The sequence below is a fragment of the Aurantibacillus circumpalustris genome, assembly GCF_029625215.1.
In the GTDB taxonomy this organism is placed as follows: Bacteria; Bacteroidota; Bacteroidia; order B-17B0; family Aurantibacillaceae; genus Aurantibacillus; species Aurantibacillus circumpalustris.
This window is the reverse complement of the sequence record NZ_CP121197.1, coordinates 3916059-3935824: the sequence shown is the minus strand read 5'-3', so window position 1 is coordinate 3935824 and position 19766 is coordinate 3916059. Positions and strand designations below refer to the sequence as shown.

Sequence of the window (19766 nt, the reverse complement as noted above, 5' to 3'; positions counted from 1 at the left end):
GTTAAATAAATTAAACTTATTTTTGCACTGTGCTAATTATTCAAAACACCGAACATTTTAGAATAGAGTCCCCAACAATAGTGACTATTGGAACCTTTGATGGTGTGCATTTAGGTCACCAAAAAATTTTGGAACGCTTAAAAGAGCTTAAAGAAAAAACGGGACTTAAAACCGTGGTTCTTACATTTGAGCCACATCCCCGTAAGGTATTATTTCCTGAGCAGAAAGACTTGAAATTGATTACACTTATTGATGAAAAGTTAGAACTCTTAGATGAGTATGGTGTAGATGTAACAGTTGTTTATCCTTTTACAAAGCGTTTTTCAGAAACCGATTCGCCTTTTTACATAGAAGAGGTATTGTTGCGGAGTTTAAAAGTACAGTATCTCGTTATTGGTTATGACCATAAGTTTGGAAAAAATAGGAGCGGAGATATTAATTCCCTTAAGGAATTGGCTACTCAAGGAAAATTTTTGGTGGAAGAAATCAGCGCCAGAGATATTGATCATATTGCCATAAGTAGTAGCAAAATACGTAAGGCTTTGGATGAAGGAAATGTGGAACACGCGAAGGACTTCTTAGGACACCCCTTCTCTTTAACTGGAGAAGTGGTGCAAGGAAAACAATTGGGACGCACTTTAGGATATCCTACCGCCAACATAAAACCTGAAGGTGAAGAAAAAATAATTCCAAAAACAGGAGTTTATTTTGTGGAGGTTTTTATTAGCGAAGTAAAATATTTTGGAATGATGAGTATAGGAATTAATCCAACTACAGACTCTGACAACAAGGTTAAACTAGAGGTAAATATTTTTAACTTTAATGAAGATATTTACGGAAAGGTTATAAAATTAAATTTTCTTAAGCGTTTAAGAGATGAGAAAAAGTTTGCTAACTTAACTGAATTAAAAAAAGGAATTGATTTAGATAAAGAAACGAGTTTAAAATTAATACCTGCTTACTCATGATTAAAAACTTTAGTATAATTTTTCTTTTTCTATTTTCACTAACAGCTTCCTCACAAGCCCTTCTTGATTCTATAACACTGGCTAATTATGCAGAATATGACGATTTAAAGGAGGCTTTAGCAGATCCTGATAATGTAATTAAATTAGTGCTTCGAAAAAAGAAGTATAAATCTTTCCCAAAAGAAATCTATCAGTTTAAAAATCTTCAATACCTCGATCTCAGTAAAAATAGTCTTAAGGAGCTTCCAGACTCTATTATAATGTTTAAAGATCTCCAATATTTAATTGTTAGCAGAACAGGGCTTGAAATGTTACCGAAAAACATTGGACAATTAAAAAATTTAAGATGTTTAAATGTAAATCAAAATGAGGTAAGCGTATTGCCTTACAGTTTTGGCGATCTTGAAAACTTAGAAATTGCTGATCTATGGAGCAATAATCTAAGTTATTTCCCAGAGACACTTTCAAAACTGAAAAATTTACGTATTATGGACCTTCGTAATATTCTTATTCCTCAAACACATCAGGATAATATCCAAAACATGTTACCGAACACAACAATTTTCTTCAGCCCTCCTTGCAATTGCAGTTGGTAAGCCTTTGTTACAAGGTAATCTAAAGGAACCATTTTAAAACCGACGTTTTTCATAAGAGCGCCAAAAGAGTAACACCTTATCAATTAAATTAAGTCGCTTAATTGCGAAAATGCAGGCATCAAATAAGCTTTTTTGAGGTATTAAACAATACACTCTTAATAAGTTTGTGGTTAGAGCCGCTTTTTCGAGCCCTTTAATTACAATTTTTATGGTTGAATAACTTACACACAATTCACATGGCGAAAAATACCTTTTATTACATTGCGGCACTGGCTTTATTATTGTTTTCGGGCCAAATGCGTGCTCAATCTAAAAGTACGCTTGAAGATCAGGGCTACGATGCCCTTAATACGCATCAATACATAAAGGCCTATGAGATTTTCGATAAGCTGCATTCGCGGTATCCGAAAGAGATTGATTATGAGTTTAAGCTTGGAATTTGTTGTTTAAATTATCCTGAGAAAAAAGATAGGGCAATTGAGATTTTTAAGGATATGAAAGCCAAATACAATACGCTTGAGGTTGAGGTATATTTAGGTAAAGCTTACCATCGTAATTATAAATTTAATGAAGGTCTAAATACGCTTAAACCTTTAGTTGATTTATTGAGCAAAAGCACTAGAAAAGAAGATAAATTTTTATTGGATGATGTTACTCTAACTATTGCAAACTGCGAGAATGGCTTGTATTTGATGGAAAACAAAATTGTAGCAGAAATTCAGAACATAGGACCTCCTATTAACACTACTGAGTTAGAAGGTGTTCCTATTATTACAGCTGATGAATCTCAACTTATTTATACTTATGTTGGAAATAAGAGTACTGGCGGTAAATTAAACGATTTCGGGAAATCAGATCCAATAAATGGTTTGTACCGTTCTGATATTTTTATGGCTACACGTGATGCCAGTGATACTAAATGGAATAAGCCTGAACCTTTAACGATTTTAAATACTCCAGGTGAAGATGCTGTAATAGCAATCTCTCCAAGTGGGCAAACGTTATTTACCTATTTAAGTAGCGCTCAAAATCCAGGAGATATCATGGTAAGTAAGCTTGTAGGAAATGAATACACTACGCCTATCGCTTTAAACTCCAATATTAACAGTGTGGATTTTTGGGAAGGGTCTTGTACGATCTCTGCTGATGGAAAGTTTCTTTATTTTGCAAGCGAGCGACCAGAAGGGCTTGGTGGAAGAGATATTTGGATGAGTGAAAACATTGACGGTGATTGGGGACCAGCTATAAACATGGGACCAAATATTAATACGATTTATGATGACGATGCTCCTTTTATTCACCCTGATGGTATCACTTTGTTTTTCAGTTCGAAAGGGCATCAAAGTATTGGTGGATATGATATTATGTTCTCTATAAAAGAAGGAAATGAATGGACAAAACCAAAAAGCATGGGAATTCCATTAAATACAACCGAAGATGAAAGATATTATGTAATTAATTCTAAAGGTGATAAAGGTTATTTTAGTAGTGATCGCACGGGAGGTGGAGCTTTGGGACTTCAAGATATTTATATGGTTACACCGGGAATTTTAGGTGAGAAGCCAATTGTAGCTTTGATTAAAGGAACTGTTTATGGCGATGATCGTAAAATGGAAGCGAAGATTGAAGTGGTTAAGACTGCTCAAAAGGAAAAAATAGGACCTTATATTAGCGATAATAAAACGGGGAAATATTTAATGGCTTTAAGTCCTGGTTTTATATACAGAATTAAGGTAAGTGCCGAAGGTTATGATTTTATTGAAGAAGACTTAGATGTTGAGGATATTGGTGGCTATATGGAGCAAGTGAAAGATTTTTACATGTATACTCCGGCTTATGCAGCAAGTTCTTCACCGCCAAAACAATCGGGTGTAAAAACAACTGTAAAGGTTCAAGCTCCTAAAAAACAACCAAAAACAGAGCCGATTGCTAAAGTAGAAACACCGGTTGTAGAAATTCCTAAGGTGGAAACGCCTGTTGAGATTGTTAAGGAAGAAGTGAAACAAAAAGTAAAAGAAGAAGTTGCAAATGCTGCACCGGTTAAAGAAGTAGATCCTCTACTCAGCCTCCCACCAGTTAATGAAAAGAAAACTACGCCGAAAAAGGAGAATGCTGTAAAGCAAGTTAAAGCAGAAGTAGCATCAACACCCGCAGCTAAATCGTCCGGACCATGCAACAGTAACTTACCAGACATTAGTAATTTGAAAGGTAAGTCATTAAATGATGATGCTAATTACAGACAATTATTGTCTTTAGCTGGAAATTATTGTGCAAGTAATATTGTATTTAAAGTGCAAATTGGTGCTTATAGAAATCCTGAAAATTTTACCGCTAGCGCTTTAAAATCTTTAGGTAAAGTTGAGTCAGACTCTTATCCTGATGGTATTACCCGTTTTACTCAAAGCGAGTACACTACATTAAAACAAGCTGAATCGCATCGTCAAAAAGCAATTGGCAAAGGTCAGAAAGATGCTTGGGTAATAGCTTTTGTCGATGGCAAACGTTATACTTTAGAAGATTTAATTATGATAGATTTTATGTCAGGTCATTCCAACTAAACAAAATTTAAAATAAAAAAAAGCCCTCGCAAAAATGTGAGGGCTTTTTAGCTGGCTAATAGTTTAGCTTAATTTTACCCAAATTGTTTTACATCTTCTATCGAAATTTCTTTACCGCCAAGAATAATAAGTCTTTCGATAACATTTCTAAATTCACGAATGTTACCTAGCCATTTCCGATCCTGCAAGGCTGCAATAGCATCGGGCTTTATGGTTTTTTTTCCGGTTCCCATTTCATCACAGATGAGTTCTAAAAAATAATCAGCAAGCACGGGGATGTCATCTTTTCTGTCATCTAACGAAGGCACATGTATTGGAATTACTGCCAGTCGGTGAAAAAGATCTTGACGAAAGGTTTCTTTTTCTATTTCCTTTTCTAAATCTTTATTGGTAGCAGCAATCACGCGTACATTTACTTTTATTTCTTTGTCGCCACCAACTCTGGTAATTTTATTTTCTTGTAAGGCTCTTAAAACCTTCGCTTGAGCACTCAGGCTCATGTCGCCAATTTCATCAAGAAATAAGGTTCCGCCTTCTGCCAATTCAAATTTACCTTTTCGTTGTGCTACTGCGCTTGTAAAGGAACCTTTTTCGTGACCAAATAACTCGCTTTCTATTAATTCTGATGGAATGGCTGCGCAATTGACTTCAATTAGCGGACCGTTAGCTCTGTTACTTTTTTCGTGTAACCATTTTGCTACCAATTCTTTTCCGCTACCATTACTCCCTGTTATAAGCACTTTGGCATCTGTTGGCGCAACTTTTTCAATAACATCTTTTATATCCTGAATAGCTTTAGAGTTACCAATCATATCAACACTCTTGGTTATTTTTTTCTTAAGGATCTTTGTTTCGGTTACTAAATCTCCTTTTTCTAGTGCATTTCGAATCGATACTAATAAACGATTGAGATCAATGGGTTTGGCTAGATAATCGTACGCACCTTTTTTTACAGCATCCACAGCTGTTTCAATGGTACCATGACCACTCATCATAATAATAGAACTAGACATTCCGTTTTCGATAAGCTTTTGCAAAAGCTCTGTACCATCTAGTTTTGGCATTTTAATATCACTTAAAATAATATCGTAGTTATTTTTCAGAGCCATGTTTAGACCGGTTTGACCATCTTCAGCCTCATCAATGGTATGTTTTTCAAATTCAAGAATTTCTTTAATTGAACGGCGAATAGCCTTTTCATCATCTATCACTAAAATCTTTGCCATGATTAATTATACTGTTTTATTTCCTAAAGCGTGAATAAATTCTGCGAGCGCACCTTCTTTTAGCGAGTAGGTGGAGACGCGTATTTTTTTAATGTTTAATAGATTCAAAATATGATCGATCATGATACATGAAATAACAATCATGTCGAACCTTATTGCCAACAATCCTTTTATTTTTTTGCGTTTTTCAAGTGTTGAGCCTTTTACCAGGTCGGATATAGCATGATACTGTTCAATATTTAAGGTATATTCTGTTTTAGAATCAGTAAGAGGCTCTCCTGCCAATTCCCCATGAATCATGTCTACCAAAGAATCAAAAGCGCCGGAAGAACCTAGTAATTCTTTTGGAGTAAATTTTTTAGCGGCAATTTTTAAGGGCGCTAACTCTTTCGTTAAATAATTTTGAATTTCTTTTTTTTCAAACTCGGTAATCGGATTAGAATGTTTAAATTTTTCAAGAATGCGGGCTGCACCAATATTAAAACTTTGTTTCCAAAATATTTCTTTATTATTGGCAATAATAAACTCGTTGCTTCCTCCGCCAATATCCATAATCAGAGAAATCTGATCGTTTAACTCAATCGCTTCTCTAATTCCAAAGTAAATCAATTCAGCTTCGCGGTTGCCATCAATTATTGAGATTTCAATATTAAATTCTTTAAAAATAGCTTCTACAAAGGCCAGACCATTGCTGGCATCACGGATGGCAGATGTTGCAAATGCGAGTGTTTTATCTACAGAATATTCAATGAATTTTTCAGTAAAAATACGAATAGCTTCAACACCCCTGTCAAAAGGTTCCGGTGCTATATATCCTTTATTGATGGCATCTTCACCTAATTTTACGGCAACGCGAGTCGAATAAATTTTATTATATCTTTTACGATCTAATAATTCTACAATCAACAAATTAAATGTATTTGTACCGCAATCTATAATCGCAATTCTCATAAAAGATTAAATCAAAACTATTGATAAGTCTAAATATAAATACTTTTAATTAAGAGACTTTATAAATCTTATAAATTAATTGGTTTTTTCGTCGAAATCTTTGAGCAAGCCCGGCGTTTGAGTGAGTAAAGAGCTTTTTGGTTTAGGCTCAATTCAGTATATTTATAAAGAAATTTATCCGCATCTATGAAAAAAAAGCTAACTGTTCTGATTTTGTTAAGCATTTGCTTTAATCTTGGTTATTCTCAAACTGTTTTTGACAAATATGTTGATGGAAGAGTTTACGTTAAATTCAGAAAAGCTTCACTAAAAGCGATAAGTCATGAGGATCCGAAGAATATCCCGCTTGCAAAATTAGGGGTTATTAAAGAACTTATATCGAAACATGGTATTACTAAGGCTCACATGCCATTTTATCAGGTAGGTGATGATGACAACCTTCCTTTTATTTTGAAATTAGAGTTTTCTAAAATTAATCAGGTAAATACTTTAATTGAAGACTTAACTCAAATTACCGGTGTGGAATACGCTGAAAAAGTTAGTTTAAATAAAACAGATATTACACCGAATGATGCCTTGTTTGCAAGCGTAAATGGATCAACCCACCTCAATCAAATTAATGCACAAAATGCCTGGAATGTTTTTAGTGGAAATTCAAATATCACAGTAGCAATTGTGGATAATGCAGTGATGAATACACATGTTGATTTGATAGGGAACACTTATACCAACACATTAGAAGCTGGAGGCATTACTGGAGTTGATGACGATGGAAATGGGTATATTGATGATATTAACGGTTATGATGTTGCCGGAATGGACGGGATTACCAGTCCTACAGCTTTAGGTCAAGATCACGGCACGCATTGTGCTGGAATAGCCGGCGCAAGCAGCAATAATTCGATAGGAGTCGCTTCCATTGGTTGGGGTATCAAAATAATTCCCGTGAAATGTTCCTTTGACAATAGTGCCGGAAGCATTGTAGATTTAGGTTATGAAGGCATTCTTTACGCAGTAAAAGCCAAAGCAAAAATCATCTCTTGTTCCTGGGGAAATAATACAGGCGGTTTTTCGCAAACCGAACAGTACGTAATTGATTATGCATGGAATCGCGGTTGCATTATTATTGCTTCGGCTGGCAATGCAAATACGAGCACTCCCAATTATCCCGGTGCGTATAATCATGTGTATTGCGTTGCGGCTGTTGATGCTTCAGATATTAAATGGTCCTTGTCAAATTATGGAACCTGGGTAGACATTTGTGCACCGGGAAACAATATTTTGAGTACTGTGCCATATAGCGGCACACCGGCATATGTTTCGTATAGCGGAACTTCTATGTCCACTCCAATGGTTGCCGGTTTGGCGGGATTAATGCTCTCTAAAAGTCCGGGTATGACACGGAGTGATGTTTTAAATTGTATTTCTAACACAGCAGTGAATATTTACTCGCTGAGTGGTAATTCTTCTTATGTATCTGGTAATTTACTTGGCGCAGGAAGAATTGATGCCTTCGCCGCCATGAATTGTGCGGCTACTTATTCTGCATTGCCTCCTGTTGCTAATTTTTATGCATTTCTTCCCAATACGTGTCCGAATGTTTCCATACCATTCGTAGACAGTTCTTTGTATTTTCCTACTAGTTGGAGTTGGACTTTTCAGGGTGGAACACCTGCAACGTCTACATCTTCTAATCCTTCTGTAATGTGGGCAACACCGGGTAATTATTCAGTTTCATTAACTGTGACCAATGGAAATGGATCAAATGCCAAAACAAAACTTTCTTACGTAACTGTTAGTAATCCGCAATCTTTGCCCTTTTCTGAAGGATTTCAAGCGACTACTTTTTTACCGACCAATTGGGTAGCTAATAATATCTGGAACGACAATCTTTATTGGCAGCGCACCACAACAGCAGGTGGCTTTGGAACAAGTACCGCCTGCGCCATGTTTGATAATTTTACAATGAATGCACCTGGTGAGCGTGATGAAATGCGTACTCCGAAGTTTAATTTTAGCAATGTTGCTAATGCACGTTTAAGATTTGATGTGGCTTATGCGCGTTATGATGCAACATTTTCAGATTCACTGGAAGTAAAGGTTTCCACAAATTGTGGGACTACCTGGACTAGCATTTATTTAAAAGGAGGTACAGGTTTAGCTACTAAGTCTGATCAAAGCAATCAATTTGTTCCTACAAGCACCCAATGGCGTCGAGATACAATTGATATTTCGATCCCAACAGCTGGCCAGGGAAATGTGAGTTTTAGTTTTATAAATCGAGGGCACTATGGTCAGCCCATTTATTTAGACAATATCAATCTTGTATTTCCAACGCCAACTCTTAATGTGGGTACTTCACCTACAGTTTGCATTGGATTACCTTATACATTCACAAATACCAGCCTAAGTGCAAGTGATTATACCTGGAGTTTACCGGGTGGATCTCCGGCTACGTCAACTTCTAGTAACCCGAGTGTAAGTTACGCAACTGCCGGAAACTATACATTTAATATTTTGGGTGTTAACGGTACTTCTACAGCTTCAATAACTCGCACAATTACTGTTGTTGCTGCACCTAATATTAGTATAACAGCAAGTCCTGGTGGAAGTATTTGTGCAGGTGCAACGGTAACATTGAGTGCAAGTGGTGCTGATAGCTATTCTTGGTCTGCGGGGCCTGTAAATAATCCTATTCAAGTTTCTCCTTTGGTAAGTACCATCTACACAGTTATCGGTTCAAATCCAGGATGCGTCAATATACAAACCGTAAGTGTAGTGGTTGGAGTACCAAATTTTACAGTTACTGTAACCGCGAATTCTACAACATTGTGTAGTGGCAGTATAGGAACACTTACTGCTACAGGTGCCAATTCCTATACATGGAATGGTTTAGCAGGTCCATCATCTATTATGATAGCACCAAGTACAACAACAACTTATACGATTATTGGCTCAGATAATTCTTGTCTTGTGAATGCATTTGTTACAGTTACAGTTATTCCAAAACCTGTTACAGCGGTTTCGTTTTCTGATGCACTTTGTGACGGTGAATGCAATGGAGTTATAGATGCGATTACTGCTAGTGGTCCAGGACCCTATTCTTATAGTCTAAACAATAGCCAATGCACCAGTTTACCTTGCACAAACCTTTGTGCAGGTTTATACACAATAACCACAACGGATAACGCAAGCGGCTGTTCTTCAATGGATACTTTTACGATTGAATCACCAAGTCCATTACAATCGATTGTAAGCTCAACAAATTTATCCTGTCCAAACTGCCAGGACGGTGCAATTTCTGTTGCTGTTAATGGCGGAATTGCTCCCTATACATACAATTGGATTCCATCTGGAGGCATTTCCAATACAAATTCACAGCTAGCTTCGGGATGTTATACCGTTATTATTACAGACGCTAATACTTGTGCTTCTTCTGCAGATGCCTGTATTGCTTTTAACACAGGAATTCAAAGTCCTGTTGCTAATTCTAATATATTAATTTATCCAAATCCCGCTAAAGCCAATGTAAGTGTTGAGTTTGCAGGTTTTAGTTTTGACATTAAGTTGTATGATGCTCTAGGACGATTAATGATTGATAAGAAGAGCATTAAAGATTCAGTTGATCTTGAGTTAAGAGAATTTCCAAGAGGCGTATATTTGTTAGAAATATCAACAGGCAAAGAAAAGCTGGTTAAGAAACTAGTACTAGACTAATTTTTTAATAAAAGAATAGTCGATATCGTTCATGCATTTAAAATGATCTTTAGGACATTTTTTGTAACCTAATTTCGAACAAGGACGGCAGCTTAAAGATTTAATCTCTAAGATTTTATTTTCAGTGTTCGGCAAATAGGGCCCCATACCAAATTCGGGAATTGTATTTCCCCAAACGGTAATTATTTTTTTATTAAATGCTGAAGCAATGTGCATTAAACCAGTATCTGAGGTGATAACCCATTCAGCCTGCTGAATTAGTGAAGCGCTTTGATTGATTGAAAAAATACCACAAGCATTTATAATGTAGGAAAATTCTTTTTTGAGTTCCTTAGCAATCGAAATATCTTCATGGCCTCCTAACACTATAACGGGGAGTGAGGCCGACGCGCAAATCTCCTTTAACTTATTTACAGGAATTTTTTTCGTGTAATAGGATCCGCCAACAACAAGTGCAATAAACTTAGTTTCGGTATTACTAAAAAATAAATCTTTTGTATTTACTTTATCTTCTTCTTTTAAAAAAAAGTCTAACCCTTTGTGGTCATTTTTCACACCAATTTCTGCTACTGTTTCAAGGTATCTATCAACAATGTGAAGTGTCGGTAGAGTTTTGATTAATTTAAAATTAACGGCCAGAAATTTTTGAACGTTAAGTTTTTTAAAAGAATAGCTTTTTGTTTTGAGCTGTTGTTTTAAGCGTAAACTCCTTAGGTTTTTGTGCAGATCAATTACAAGATCATAGTTTTCGCTAATTAGATCTGAGTATATTTCCGAAACATCTTTTTTGAAACTATGTAGTTTATCGATATAAGGATTCGATTCTAAAATAGATTTAAAAGCATCCTTTGTCACGTAATGCACTACAAATTTAGGTAATTGCTCTTTTAAACACCTTATCACAGGCGTAGTTAGCACAATATCGCCAATAGAACTAAAACGTATGATCAGAATTTTTTGCACGCTTAAATTTATGGAATCCGATTCATTCTACGGTCACTTAATTTCCTCAAATACGAATTTAAAAAAATGGCAAACAATATGATAAATACACCAATGTAGAATGATGGCTTAACTTCTTGGTTTTCTTTAAAAAATAAAATGGCCCAAATTATACCATAAACTGTTTCTAAATTTACGGTTAAAACAATAGTGTAGGGACTAATATGCTTTGAAAGTCCTACAGCGGCGATAAAAGGAAAAACCGTACAAACAATACTTAACACTAAAATTCCAACTACAGAAGCGTTGTCTAAAACAAAAAAACTTGAATTAAAATCTCCTTTAACAAAAATAAAAATAGTTAAACCAAAAACAGCAGCGCTTAATTCATAAAAACTAAGAACACCTGATTTTAGTTGATGGGCAAGAATACTATTGAACACACCAAATAAAGAGGATGTGAAAGCCGCAATGATACCCAAAGTAATTCCCCACCAATATTCTGTTTCAATCGAAAAAATCATGGTAATAGCAGCAATAATAATGAGTCCGATTACCAATTCGTAAAACCTAACGCGTCTTTTAAAAAAAATTGGTTCAATAATAGAACTGAATAAAGTTCCGGTACTAAAAGCTACCATGGTAACGCTAACATTCGACACCTTAATTGCTTCGTAAAAAGCAAGCCAATGCACCATAATGATTAGACCGATGCCACTTAATTGCCAAAAATGTTTTGAAGAAATTTTTAGACTATGTTTGGTGAATTTTAGATACAGAAACATTACTCCTACAGTAATGAGAATTCTAAACCAAACCAGTTGCCATGCATTAGCTGTAATATAGCGACCTAAAATGGGTGAAAATCCCCATATAAAGACGATTACATGGAGCAACAAATAGTGTTTATTTATACCTTTAAACAATTTTTACGAATGCAAAGTTAATTGAATGAACAGGATTAGCAATTTAATTTATTTTAATAATAACCGCACAACCCAAATAGATAAATCGGTTGCGGAAGCCATGCGTCTTATTGAAAAATCAGAACAGAGCAAAGAAGAGGTAACCTCTAAAGCAAAACAGCAAATCGGTGATCTTTTAAATGCGGCTTCATCTGAAATACTTTTTACTTCAGGTACTACAGAATCGATAAACCTATTTATAAAGGGAGGTTTTAACTTCTTAAAGACCAAAGGGAAGCATGTTATTACCAATGTAACAGAACATTTTGCAACGCTAGATTGTTTGAAGGAACTGGAGTTAGAGGATGCTGAGGTTACGCGACTTGGGGTTGACAGAGAAGGTTTAATAGATCTTCAAGAGTTTCGAAAAGCTATTAAAAAAGACACTATTATGGTTTGTTTAATGGCAGCCAATAATGAAACAGGCGTCATTCAACCGGTGGAAGAAATAGCTGAAATATGTGAAGAGAATGGTGTTTTATTTTTCAGCGACGCCTCGCAGTTTGCAGGTAAAGTAAGGTGTGATACCAAGGAAATTGGCTTTTCGGGTATTGCTTTTGGTGCACACAAAATGTATGGACCCGCTGGTATTGGCGTCTTGTACATTCATCAAAAGTATGCCGAGTTAATGGACATAATAAAACATGCCTATACACAGGAGTTGAGTTTGGCGCAAATTGCAGGATTTGGACTGGCTGCCGAAATTAGTTCGAAGAATTACTGGGAAGACAGCGCTCATATTTCGAGATTAAAAAACTATTTCGAACATCAGTTGCTCGACTTGCAGGGCTTAACCATTAATGGCAGTACAAGAACACGTTTGTATAACACCAGCAATATCACCTTTGCTGATTCTGAAAAAGTAATTTTACTCAAAGAGCGTTTTGACTTTGCTGATAACGTAAAAAAACCGTCTTATGTTTTGCAGTCAATGGGTTTGAATGCCGAGGAGATCAAAAATTCTTTTCGTTTTTCATTCGGAAAAAATAACACATTGGATGAAGTGAAGTCTTTTGTGGAAGAAATGTTACGTTAATATTATTGCTTTCTGAATAATAAAGAATAGGTGAAATGAAAGCCCACAGTTCTAATAGCAGTTAGAATGAGGAAATCAGCCCCTATTTTTAACCATTTTTTTTTCTTCGTAAGTTCCTTTTCCCGGTAACTTTGATTGATGTAATATGCCATTGCAACGCCTGTGAGTGTTCGATTGGTTGTTCTTAATAAATGATAAGCGTCGGTAGTAAAAGCAAAAACGTTCGTACTTCCAATAAATTTTTGACCTTGAGCCGGATCGTTGTTTTTGTATTTATTTTTCCAACTTACTGCCGGATTCCAAAATTGATCATTGGCATTCGGACAGGTTAGTTTAAATCCGTCTTCATAATGATAATTAATACTTTCGATTGTACCATCAATCATTCCTGTAACCAGCATTACAGGAGCTGCAACTAAATACTGTTTTAATTTGAGTTGCGCTTTGCTTTGATAATTAAAAAATAACAGTAGCAAGCAGTTAAGTGTTGTGATTTTTTTCATTGTATTGGGATTTAATTTATATCGTAAACGATTTCAGCGTCGCCGTCAATTGGAAAACTTTGACAAACTAAAATCCTTCCTTTTTCAATTTCTTTTTCTACCAAAACTTCGTTGTAGGCCATCCAGACTTTTCCTTTGGTGCATGTTGCAACACAACTACTGCATCGTCCGGCTTCACAGCTATAGGGTAGCTCAATGTTTTGTTCTTTTGCAGCCGCTAATATTGATTTAGGATATTGAACACGAATGGTGTGAACTTTTTCATTAAGATGAATTTTTACATGATGTGAATTTTTGTCGGGAGGTTCTGGAAGTATTAAGCGAGGAAATGAACTGAAATTTTCTTTAATTATTTTTTCTTTGGGTACTTGAATTCTTAAAGTAATCTCAACGGTTTGCATGTAATCATGCGGACCACTGAGGTAAAACAAAGCGTTCTCAATATTTCTACCAAGATACTCTTGCAGCAATTGTTCTAAAAGCCATTTACTCAAGCGCTTATTGTAGAGATCATTATTATCACTAAATAAAAAACGAGTTTTAAACCGAGTTGCATGTTTTTCCAGTAAAGTTTGTAGCGCTTCGTAAAAAATAGTTTCTTCTTTATTCTTATTGCTGTATATGAGTGTTACTTCATTGCTTGTAGTTGCAAGAATTGTTTTGATTAATGAAAAGCATGGAACAATACCACTTCCGGCGGCTATAAAACAAAAATGATTAGTTAAGGAAATAGATTCTGGAAGTATAAACAAGCCGCTTATACCTGAAGTACTGAGAACGTCTCCAACCATCAAATGGCTAAGCATATATCTGGAAAACTCTCCGTTATCAACCTTTTTAACGGTTATTCTTAGTTCTCCATTTAATGATGGAGTGGATGAAATCGAGTACGATCTTCTTTTTTCACCTGTCATAGTATAAAAAATGAGTGTGATAAACTGCCCGGGTTTATATAAAGGCTTCCATCCATTCAAACATTCAAACACAAAAGTTTTAGCATGTTCTGTTTCCTGAATAATCGCGCTAATTTTTATTTTCTTAATAAGTGTGTCGTTTGCCATAGATTACTAATTATGAAAAGTTTATCTTTTATTCATCCCTTTTCCCTTCCAACATTTCGTCGGCATCTGGGGGAGTATATCTGGTATTTAAATAGTTTGCTTCTTCTGTTGTTATGTCTTTGAGAAAAATATATTTGTATGTTTCCCAATTCATTCCACTCCAATGAATTCGCCCATATTTATATTGCCATGTTTGAAAGATATTAAACTCTATAAGTAGATAAAAAACTACAAGAACAGAAGTAAGCAGACTTCTATTCAACCATTTTTTTTCTGCATTGAATTCCCAAACAAATTGTATAAATACTGCAAGAGGAAAAATCAAGAGTGCGTAAGATTCAATTAGAGCTCTGCAACCGAATGACCCTCCGTAGGCCCAGTCCCACCATGAACTCAGAATATATACATTCAAACAAAAGAAAACACAAAGTAGAATAAAAAATTCCTTAAGATATTTTCTTGACAATAAGATTCCAATTAAAGAAAAGACCATTATTGGCGTGTATACCAGCCAGCCTTTTCGAATGCTAACTAAAAAATTAAGTATCTGTGGGTCGTTAAAGAAGAAACGTTCTTTTCCATAGCTGTAATAAATAAAATGTCCTTTCGTTAATTTCCATACCAGCAATTGGAAAAGGAGTGGGATACTAAATAAGAGTGGGGCAAAGAAAAGTAATCCTTTTTTGGCAAAAAAAAGCTTAAGGCGTTTTATGAAATCGTCGAGCGAACTAATATTAAATAGAAGTGGAATGAGTAGAATAATAATTCCTGTCGGCCTTACTAATGTTATGAATCCCGTTAAAAATCCAATTAATAAAATAAATCGTATTTCTTTAAAAAGAATCCATTTTAGTGTGGCATAAATAAAAACAGAATACAGAAAGAATAAATAAGCATGAGCAAACTCACCCGTTGAAAAGGTGTAATAGAATAGATTGGTACCAAAAAATATACAGACGAGTGCTACTAAAACAATGGGTTCCTTAAAAAAGAAGAGCAGATTTTTTCTACAAAAAAATAAACCAAGAAAACAATAAATGATGCTGCCCCATCTTATACAGTATTGGTAGGGGTAGGTGTAACCGGTATGACGGTCTTCGGTAATTGTTGAAATGAAATGACCTACAAGGAAAGACGGTGCATACATGATTGCCATACCTACTGTGCGTTTGTTCGTTTCAAAATTAATCCCGTCTACTTGCCTATAGTCTAAAAAATATTCTGGGAGGAATGTGTAATACTCCAATACATCTCCTGAAAAGGGGCCGAAGTTTTTGTCTTCACTAGCCTCAAATCGGTGGTGGCGGTCGATTGCAAAAACAATAAGAAATATAAAGAAATATAAAGAGGGTCTTTTAACTATGTCAGCAAAAAGCAGTTTAAAATATTTCATTAGATTGTTAATGATACTTTGGTCAGGTTTAGATCGAACAAATATAAATTAAAATGGACTCTATTTAGCCCATTCTTTTAAATGTAATTTTCTTACTTTCGTTCAATGAAGTGCTTTAGAATATTGCTACTGTCTGCATCCTTAATGCTTGTGCGATGCAATACCAGTGAGGAACAAAAGCTTCCTGTATTGGGTAATCCTATAATTGTAGATGGAAAAAGTGTTTATCCAAAAATATCAAAATTTTCATTCATTAATCAAGAAAATCAGACAGTAAACTCTTCAGATTTTGAAGGTAAAGTGTATGTAGCTGATTTTATTTTCCTTTCTTGTTCCACCATTTGTCCACTCATGAATATTGAAATGCTAAAAGTATATACAGCTTTTAATGATGATAAGCGTGTTCTTTTTCTTTCTCATACAATTGATCCAAAAAGGGATAGTATTTATAAATTAAATGAGTTCGCGAAAAATCTCGGTGTATCTTCGAAAAAATGGTATTTTGTTACCGGAAATGAGGATAGCATTTATAAAATGGCTGAAAGAGATTATTTTACAATAGCTTATCCCGATAGCACGGAGACTGATGGGCTCGTGCATGGTGGTGGATTATTATTGATTGACAAAAATAAAAATATTCGCGGTGTATATAATGGTACAGAATCTTCTGAAACCGAACGCCTTATTGCGGATATAAAACTCTTATTAAAAGAACAATTCTAATCCTAGACTGACAGTTCAAAAAAGAACTGTCTGCGATTAAGTGTTTGTAAGGCTTATTATCAATGTTTTAAATAAACCTTTAAGCACAATCCTGATAGCTATCGAATTGGCGTCAAGTTAAAAATGCCACTTTATCGGTAAAGTTCGCTCTATTCCTTGTTTCGTAGGTTATTAATCTTCGACTGTTATTAAGTTGTACTTGACTTAAGGTCCAATCCGATCGCGGCATTAATCCTACAATAAATCTTGTTGTTTTTATTAAGCTTATACCCTTAAATGTTTTTATTGCTAGTCGGTATACAGGCATTATAAATAAGACAGTCAAAAGTAAGGTGAGGTAAATAATTGCTTCAGGAATAAATGGTCGGTTTAGTCTTTTAGGGATGTTTTTTTCTAATTTTAGATGACTTTTCCATGATTTAAAAACTATTTCTATATGCCACCTTATTTTGTAAATATCTTGTATTACTTGTGGTTCAAGGTCTGCACAAGAACTTACAAAAACATCCCATCCTAATAAATGAAGTTTTTCTATTGTAAGTTTTTTTCTTCTGTCACGATCCTGAATAGCGCATTTTTGTCTATAGCTTGCTGTTTTACGATCTAATTTAATTGCAAAAAGTGTAACAGGTACTTTTTCTTCTTTACCTAAAAGAACAGTCTGTTTCAAATACTTTTTGTTTTTTAATAGCTTCTTCAAATCAATGAGTTGATTGTTATGTGGGAAAAACAAATGAACATCTTTTCGTAATGGACAAATAAAATGCGCTCCTTTCTTAAGAATCTCTTTAAGAGATCTTAAAACAAAATAACCTAAATCCCTTACTATTAAGTCGCCCGCGCTAATATATTGCAAGATGTCAGCGGAAGCTGCCTGATCATTTCTGGTAAAAGAAGTAACCATTAGTTCTTCAAATGTATTCTTCATTAAATTATAGATAACCTGAATCTTCGCAACGGAGTGATTACCTGTGTAAGTTTTATTTCCCTGATAAAATTCATACAATGAGCTTGGTAAGTGAATACAGGTGCTATCTTGAATGTAAACATTACTGAATTTTTTCATGAATTTATTTACCGTGCGCTTAGAATTAAAAGATCTATTTAAAAGTTCGCGACATAAATTTATAAAATCAGCATCAACTCGCTCAAAAATAGCCTGTTTCGAAATCGGTTTATTTATAAGTTGACTTAGATGAAAAGCCCAGCCAGAAAGAGAAAACGAACCATTTAGGTTACAATTGTAAAAACTCAAAATCAAATTTAAAGGATCGATTTTTTTGGTTCGTCGCTTTTGAAAATTGCATGAATGAGAAAGTGAATAAATTCTTAATTCTTTTAGTCTTTCTTTTAAAGAGATAATTTTATTTTTGAAATGGTTTCCTGTGCGCATATTTTGTTTTGTTAGCGCAATTAAAATACAGCAAGCAGGAAACTTTTTTATTCCTCTATCTTCTTAATTATCAATACATAAAAGTTAATTTCATTAGAATTACCTTGACGCCAATTTGATAGCTATCGGGAGGGATTACCAGCACTAAGACAGATACTCGTCTTTTTCAAAGACTTCTACTGTCTAATTGCTGGTAAATTTATTTGCCATAATAATTTTTTGGCAGTACCTTTGCATCACATTGAAAAATATATTCTCAATATTATTTTTAGCCCTTATCCTGTTTCAGTCTGTTTCTGGTTTATTTATTTTAGGGTATTATAATGCGAATAAACAATACATCTCCCAAAACCTTTGTGTCAACCGTTTCGATGCAGTTTCTATTTGCAAAGGAAAATGTTTCTTAACTAAAAAATTGAAGGAAAAAGAACAAAGCGAGAAAAAATTTCCAGATTTAAAAAAACAAAGCATTCAACTCTATTCACAAAAATCATTTTCTAATGAATTTATCAATACCTCAAACGAACTAATTCTTTTTAATTTTTCTCGATACAATGCTTCATTACCTGAAGCGTCTCTTAAGTCGGTATTTCGCCCACCGCAGTTAGCATAGTTTCAATAAACTTTATTTAATTAAACTACGTATTCACAAGGGTGATACATGTTGAAATAATCTAACTATACCTGCAATGTATTGTAAATTAATCTTGCTTTTAGGGCTACTAATTGGTAGCTCTATAAAAGCGCAACAAAATTATTCCGACACTACCTGTGTAAGTGAAGAGTATTGCTCCTGCAACAAGTATGAAGTTCCAGCTGGTGTTATGATTAGCCACACTCACATGAAAGGAGAATGGATGGTTTCGTACAGAATGATGCGGATGAACATGTCCGGTTTATTAGAAGGATCACAAGCAATCAATGCTACTGATGTGCTCTTAAATTACCGAACCTCTCCCGACCTCATGCAGATGGATATGCACATGCTGATGCTTATGTACGGTTTAAGTGATAAAATAACCTTGATGGGCATGTTTCATTACACAAGTAATTACATGGAAATGACTATGCCTTCTGGAACAAAATTTCACAGGCATAGCATGTCTACTAACGGCTTGGGCGATATGAAACTCTATGTGCTTTGGTCTGTGATAAAAAAATCAGAGAAAGAGTTTTTACTGAGCATGGGATTAAATTTACCGTTTGGAAGTATTAACGCTCAAGGAGCACAGCACAGTGCCATGTATGCAGATCAACGGTATCCCTATGACATGCAGTTAGGTTCAGGAAGTTTTGATTTAATGCCAAGCCTAAGTTATATCCAAAAAAAGAACAGAATAACTTGGAGTGTCCAGCTTGGCTCTATCTTGAGGCCTTACTATAACTCCAACGAATACAAACTGGGCAATGAATTAAACTTTAATGCTTGGACTTCTCTAAAATGGCTAAGAGTGATTAGTAGTTCTTTACGAGCAGAATTTCTTTATTCAGATAAGATTAATGGGCGAGATCCTTCATTAAACTCATGTGAAGAAATAGCTGCTAATCCTTCTAATTATGGGGGACTGCAAGCTTTTATTCATCTCGGTTCCTCGCTCAACGGCAAAAGAGGGTTCCTTAAAAAAAATCGGCTGAGTTTTGAGTATGGTTTACCATTCTTTCAAAAGCTTAACGGACTTCAAATGCCAACAAAAAATTTATTTACGACCTCATGGTCATTAACCTTTTAAAAAA

At 34.9% G+C, this 19766-nt stretch carries 16 protein-coding genes; 8 read left to right on the top strand and 8 right to left on the bottom strand.

Annotated features, from left to right (window positions below):
* The first annotated feature begins 29 nt into the window (after nt 1-29).
* The 3 genes from P2086_RS16370 to P2086_RS16360 all read left to right on the top strand — a co-directional run bounded on the left by P2086_RS16370 (nt 30) and on the right by P2086_RS16360 (nt 4122).
* On the top strand, nt 30-968 hold the full coding sequence (locus tag P2086_RS16370; RefSeq protein WP_317897833.1) for a bifunctional riboflavin kinase/FAD synthetase: 939 nt from the start codon (nt 30-32) through the stop codon (nt 966-968).
* A complete protein-coding gene (locus tag P2086_RS16365) occupies nt 965-1564 on the top strand; it encodes a leucine-rich repeat domain-containing protein (protein WP_317897832.1) in 600 nt (199 codons plus the stop codon). Before P2086_RS16370 ends, P2086_RS16365 begins: the two co-directional genes overlap by 4 nt.
* Nucleotides 1565-1800: 236 nt before the next feature.
* Nucleotides 1801-4122: a hypothetical protein gene (locus P2086_RS16360; RefSeq protein WP_317897831.1), complete on the top strand. Its 2322-nt coding sequence runs from the start codon at nt 1801-1803 to the stop codon at nt 4120-4122.
* A gap of 74 nt (nt 4123-4196) precedes the next feature.
* On the opposite strand, the gene P2086_RS16355 is transcribed toward P2086_RS16360, so the two are convergent.
* Both P2086_RS16355 and P2086_RS16350 read right to left on the bottom strand, forming a co-directional pair.
* The gene (locus P2086_RS16355; RefSeq protein WP_317897830.1) at nt 4197-5348 is read right to left on the bottom strand and encodes a sigma-54-dependent transcriptional regulator; all 1152 of its coding nucleotides are present in this window, start codon (nt 5346-5348) and stop codon (nt 4197-4199) included.
* 6 nt (nt 5349-5354) lie between these two features.
* Nucleotides 5355-6299 (bottom strand): Ppx/GppA phosphatase family protein, encoded by a 945-nt coding sequence (locus P2086_RS16350; RefSeq protein WP_317897829.1) that lies wholly within the window; start codon nt 6297-6299, stop codon nt 5355-5357.
* A 186-nt stretch (nt 6300-6485) separates the two neighbouring features.
* Between P2086_RS16350 and P2086_RS16345 the strand changes: the two genes are divergently transcribed.
* Nucleotides 6486-10016: a S8 family serine peptidase gene (locus P2086_RS16345; protein ID WP_317897828.1), complete on the top strand. Its 3531-nt coding sequence runs from the start codon at nt 6486-6488 to the stop codon at nt 10014-10016.
* Here P2086_RS16345 and P2086_RS16340 read toward each other — a convergent pair.
* Nucleotides 10008-10979, bottom strand: coding sequence for a glycosyltransferase family 9 protein (locus P2086_RS16340; protein WP_317897827.1), 972 nt, complete (start codon nt 10977-10979; stop codon nt 10008-10010). The two genes, P2086_RS16345 and P2086_RS16340, sit on opposite strands and share 9 nt — an antisense overlap.
* Nucleotides 10980-10987: 8 nt before the next feature.
* A complete protein-coding gene (locus P2086_RS16335; protein WP_317897826.1) occupies nt 10988-11854 on the bottom strand; it encodes a DMT family transporter in 867 nt (288 codons plus the stop codon).
* Between the two features lie 55 nt (nt 11855-11909).
* Between P2086_RS16335 and P2086_RS16330 the strand changes: the two genes are divergently transcribed.
* Complete coding sequence (locus P2086_RS16330) at nt 11910-12959, top strand: cysteine desulfurase family protein (RefSeq protein ID WP_317897825.1); 1050 nt, start codon at nt 11910-11912, stop codon at nt 12957-12959.
* Between the two features lie 2 nt (nt 12960-12961).
* Here P2086_RS16330 and P2086_RS16325 read toward each other — a convergent pair whose 3' ends face one another.
* Genes P2086_RS16325 through P2086_RS16315 form a run of 3 tightly spaced genes read right to left on the bottom strand, consistent with a single transcriptional unit; the run spans nt 12962 to nt 15916 of the window.
* On the bottom strand, nt 12962-13462 hold the full coding sequence (locus tag P2086_RS16325) for a hypothetical protein (RefSeq protein ID WP_317897824.1): 501 nt from the start codon (nt 13460-13462) through the stop codon (nt 12962-12964).
* A gap of 11 nt (nt 13463-13473) precedes the next feature.
* A complete protein-coding gene (locus P2086_RS16320; RefSeq protein ID WP_317897823.1) occupies nt 13474-14523 on the bottom strand; it encodes a flavin reductase family protein in 1050 nt (349 codons plus the stop codon).
* A gap of 28 nt (nt 14524-14551) precedes the next feature.
* Entirely contained in the window at nt 14552-15916 is a 1365-nt protein-coding gene (locus P2086_RS16315) for a hypothetical protein (protein WP_317897822.1), read from the bottom strand.
* Between the two features lie 105 nt (nt 15917-16021).
* Here P2086_RS16315 and P2086_RS16310 point away from each other — a divergent pair, with 105 nt between their 5' ends.
* Complete coding sequence (locus P2086_RS16310; protein WP_317897821.1) at nt 16022-16639, top strand: SCO family protein; 618 nt, start codon at nt 16022-16024, stop codon at nt 16637-16639.
* Between the two features lie 112 nt (nt 16640-16751).
* Here the strand turns inward: P2086_RS16310 and P2086_RS16305 are convergent, their stop codons facing one another.
* Nucleotides 16752-18032 carry an IS4 family transposase gene (locus P2086_RS16305; RefSeq protein ID WP_317897820.1) on the bottom strand — a complete coding sequence of 427 codons (1281 nt, stop codon included), beginning with the start codon at nt 18030-18032 and terminating at the stop codon, nt 16752-16754.
* A 241-nt stretch (nt 18033-18273) separates the two neighbouring features.
* Here P2086_RS16305 and P2086_RS16300 point away from each other — a divergent pair, with 241 nt between their 5' ends.
* Nucleotides 18274-18645, top strand: coding sequence for a hypothetical protein (locus P2086_RS16300; protein WP_317897819.1), 372 nt, complete (start codon nt 18274-18276; stop codon nt 18643-18645).
* 76 nt (nt 18646-18721) lie between these two features.
* Nucleotides 18722-19762: a hypothetical protein gene (locus tag P2086_RS16295; protein WP_317897818.1), complete on the top strand. Its 1041-nt coding sequence runs from the start codon at nt 18722-18724 to the stop codon at nt 19760-19762.
* Nucleotides 19763-19766 lie beyond the last annotated feature (4 nt).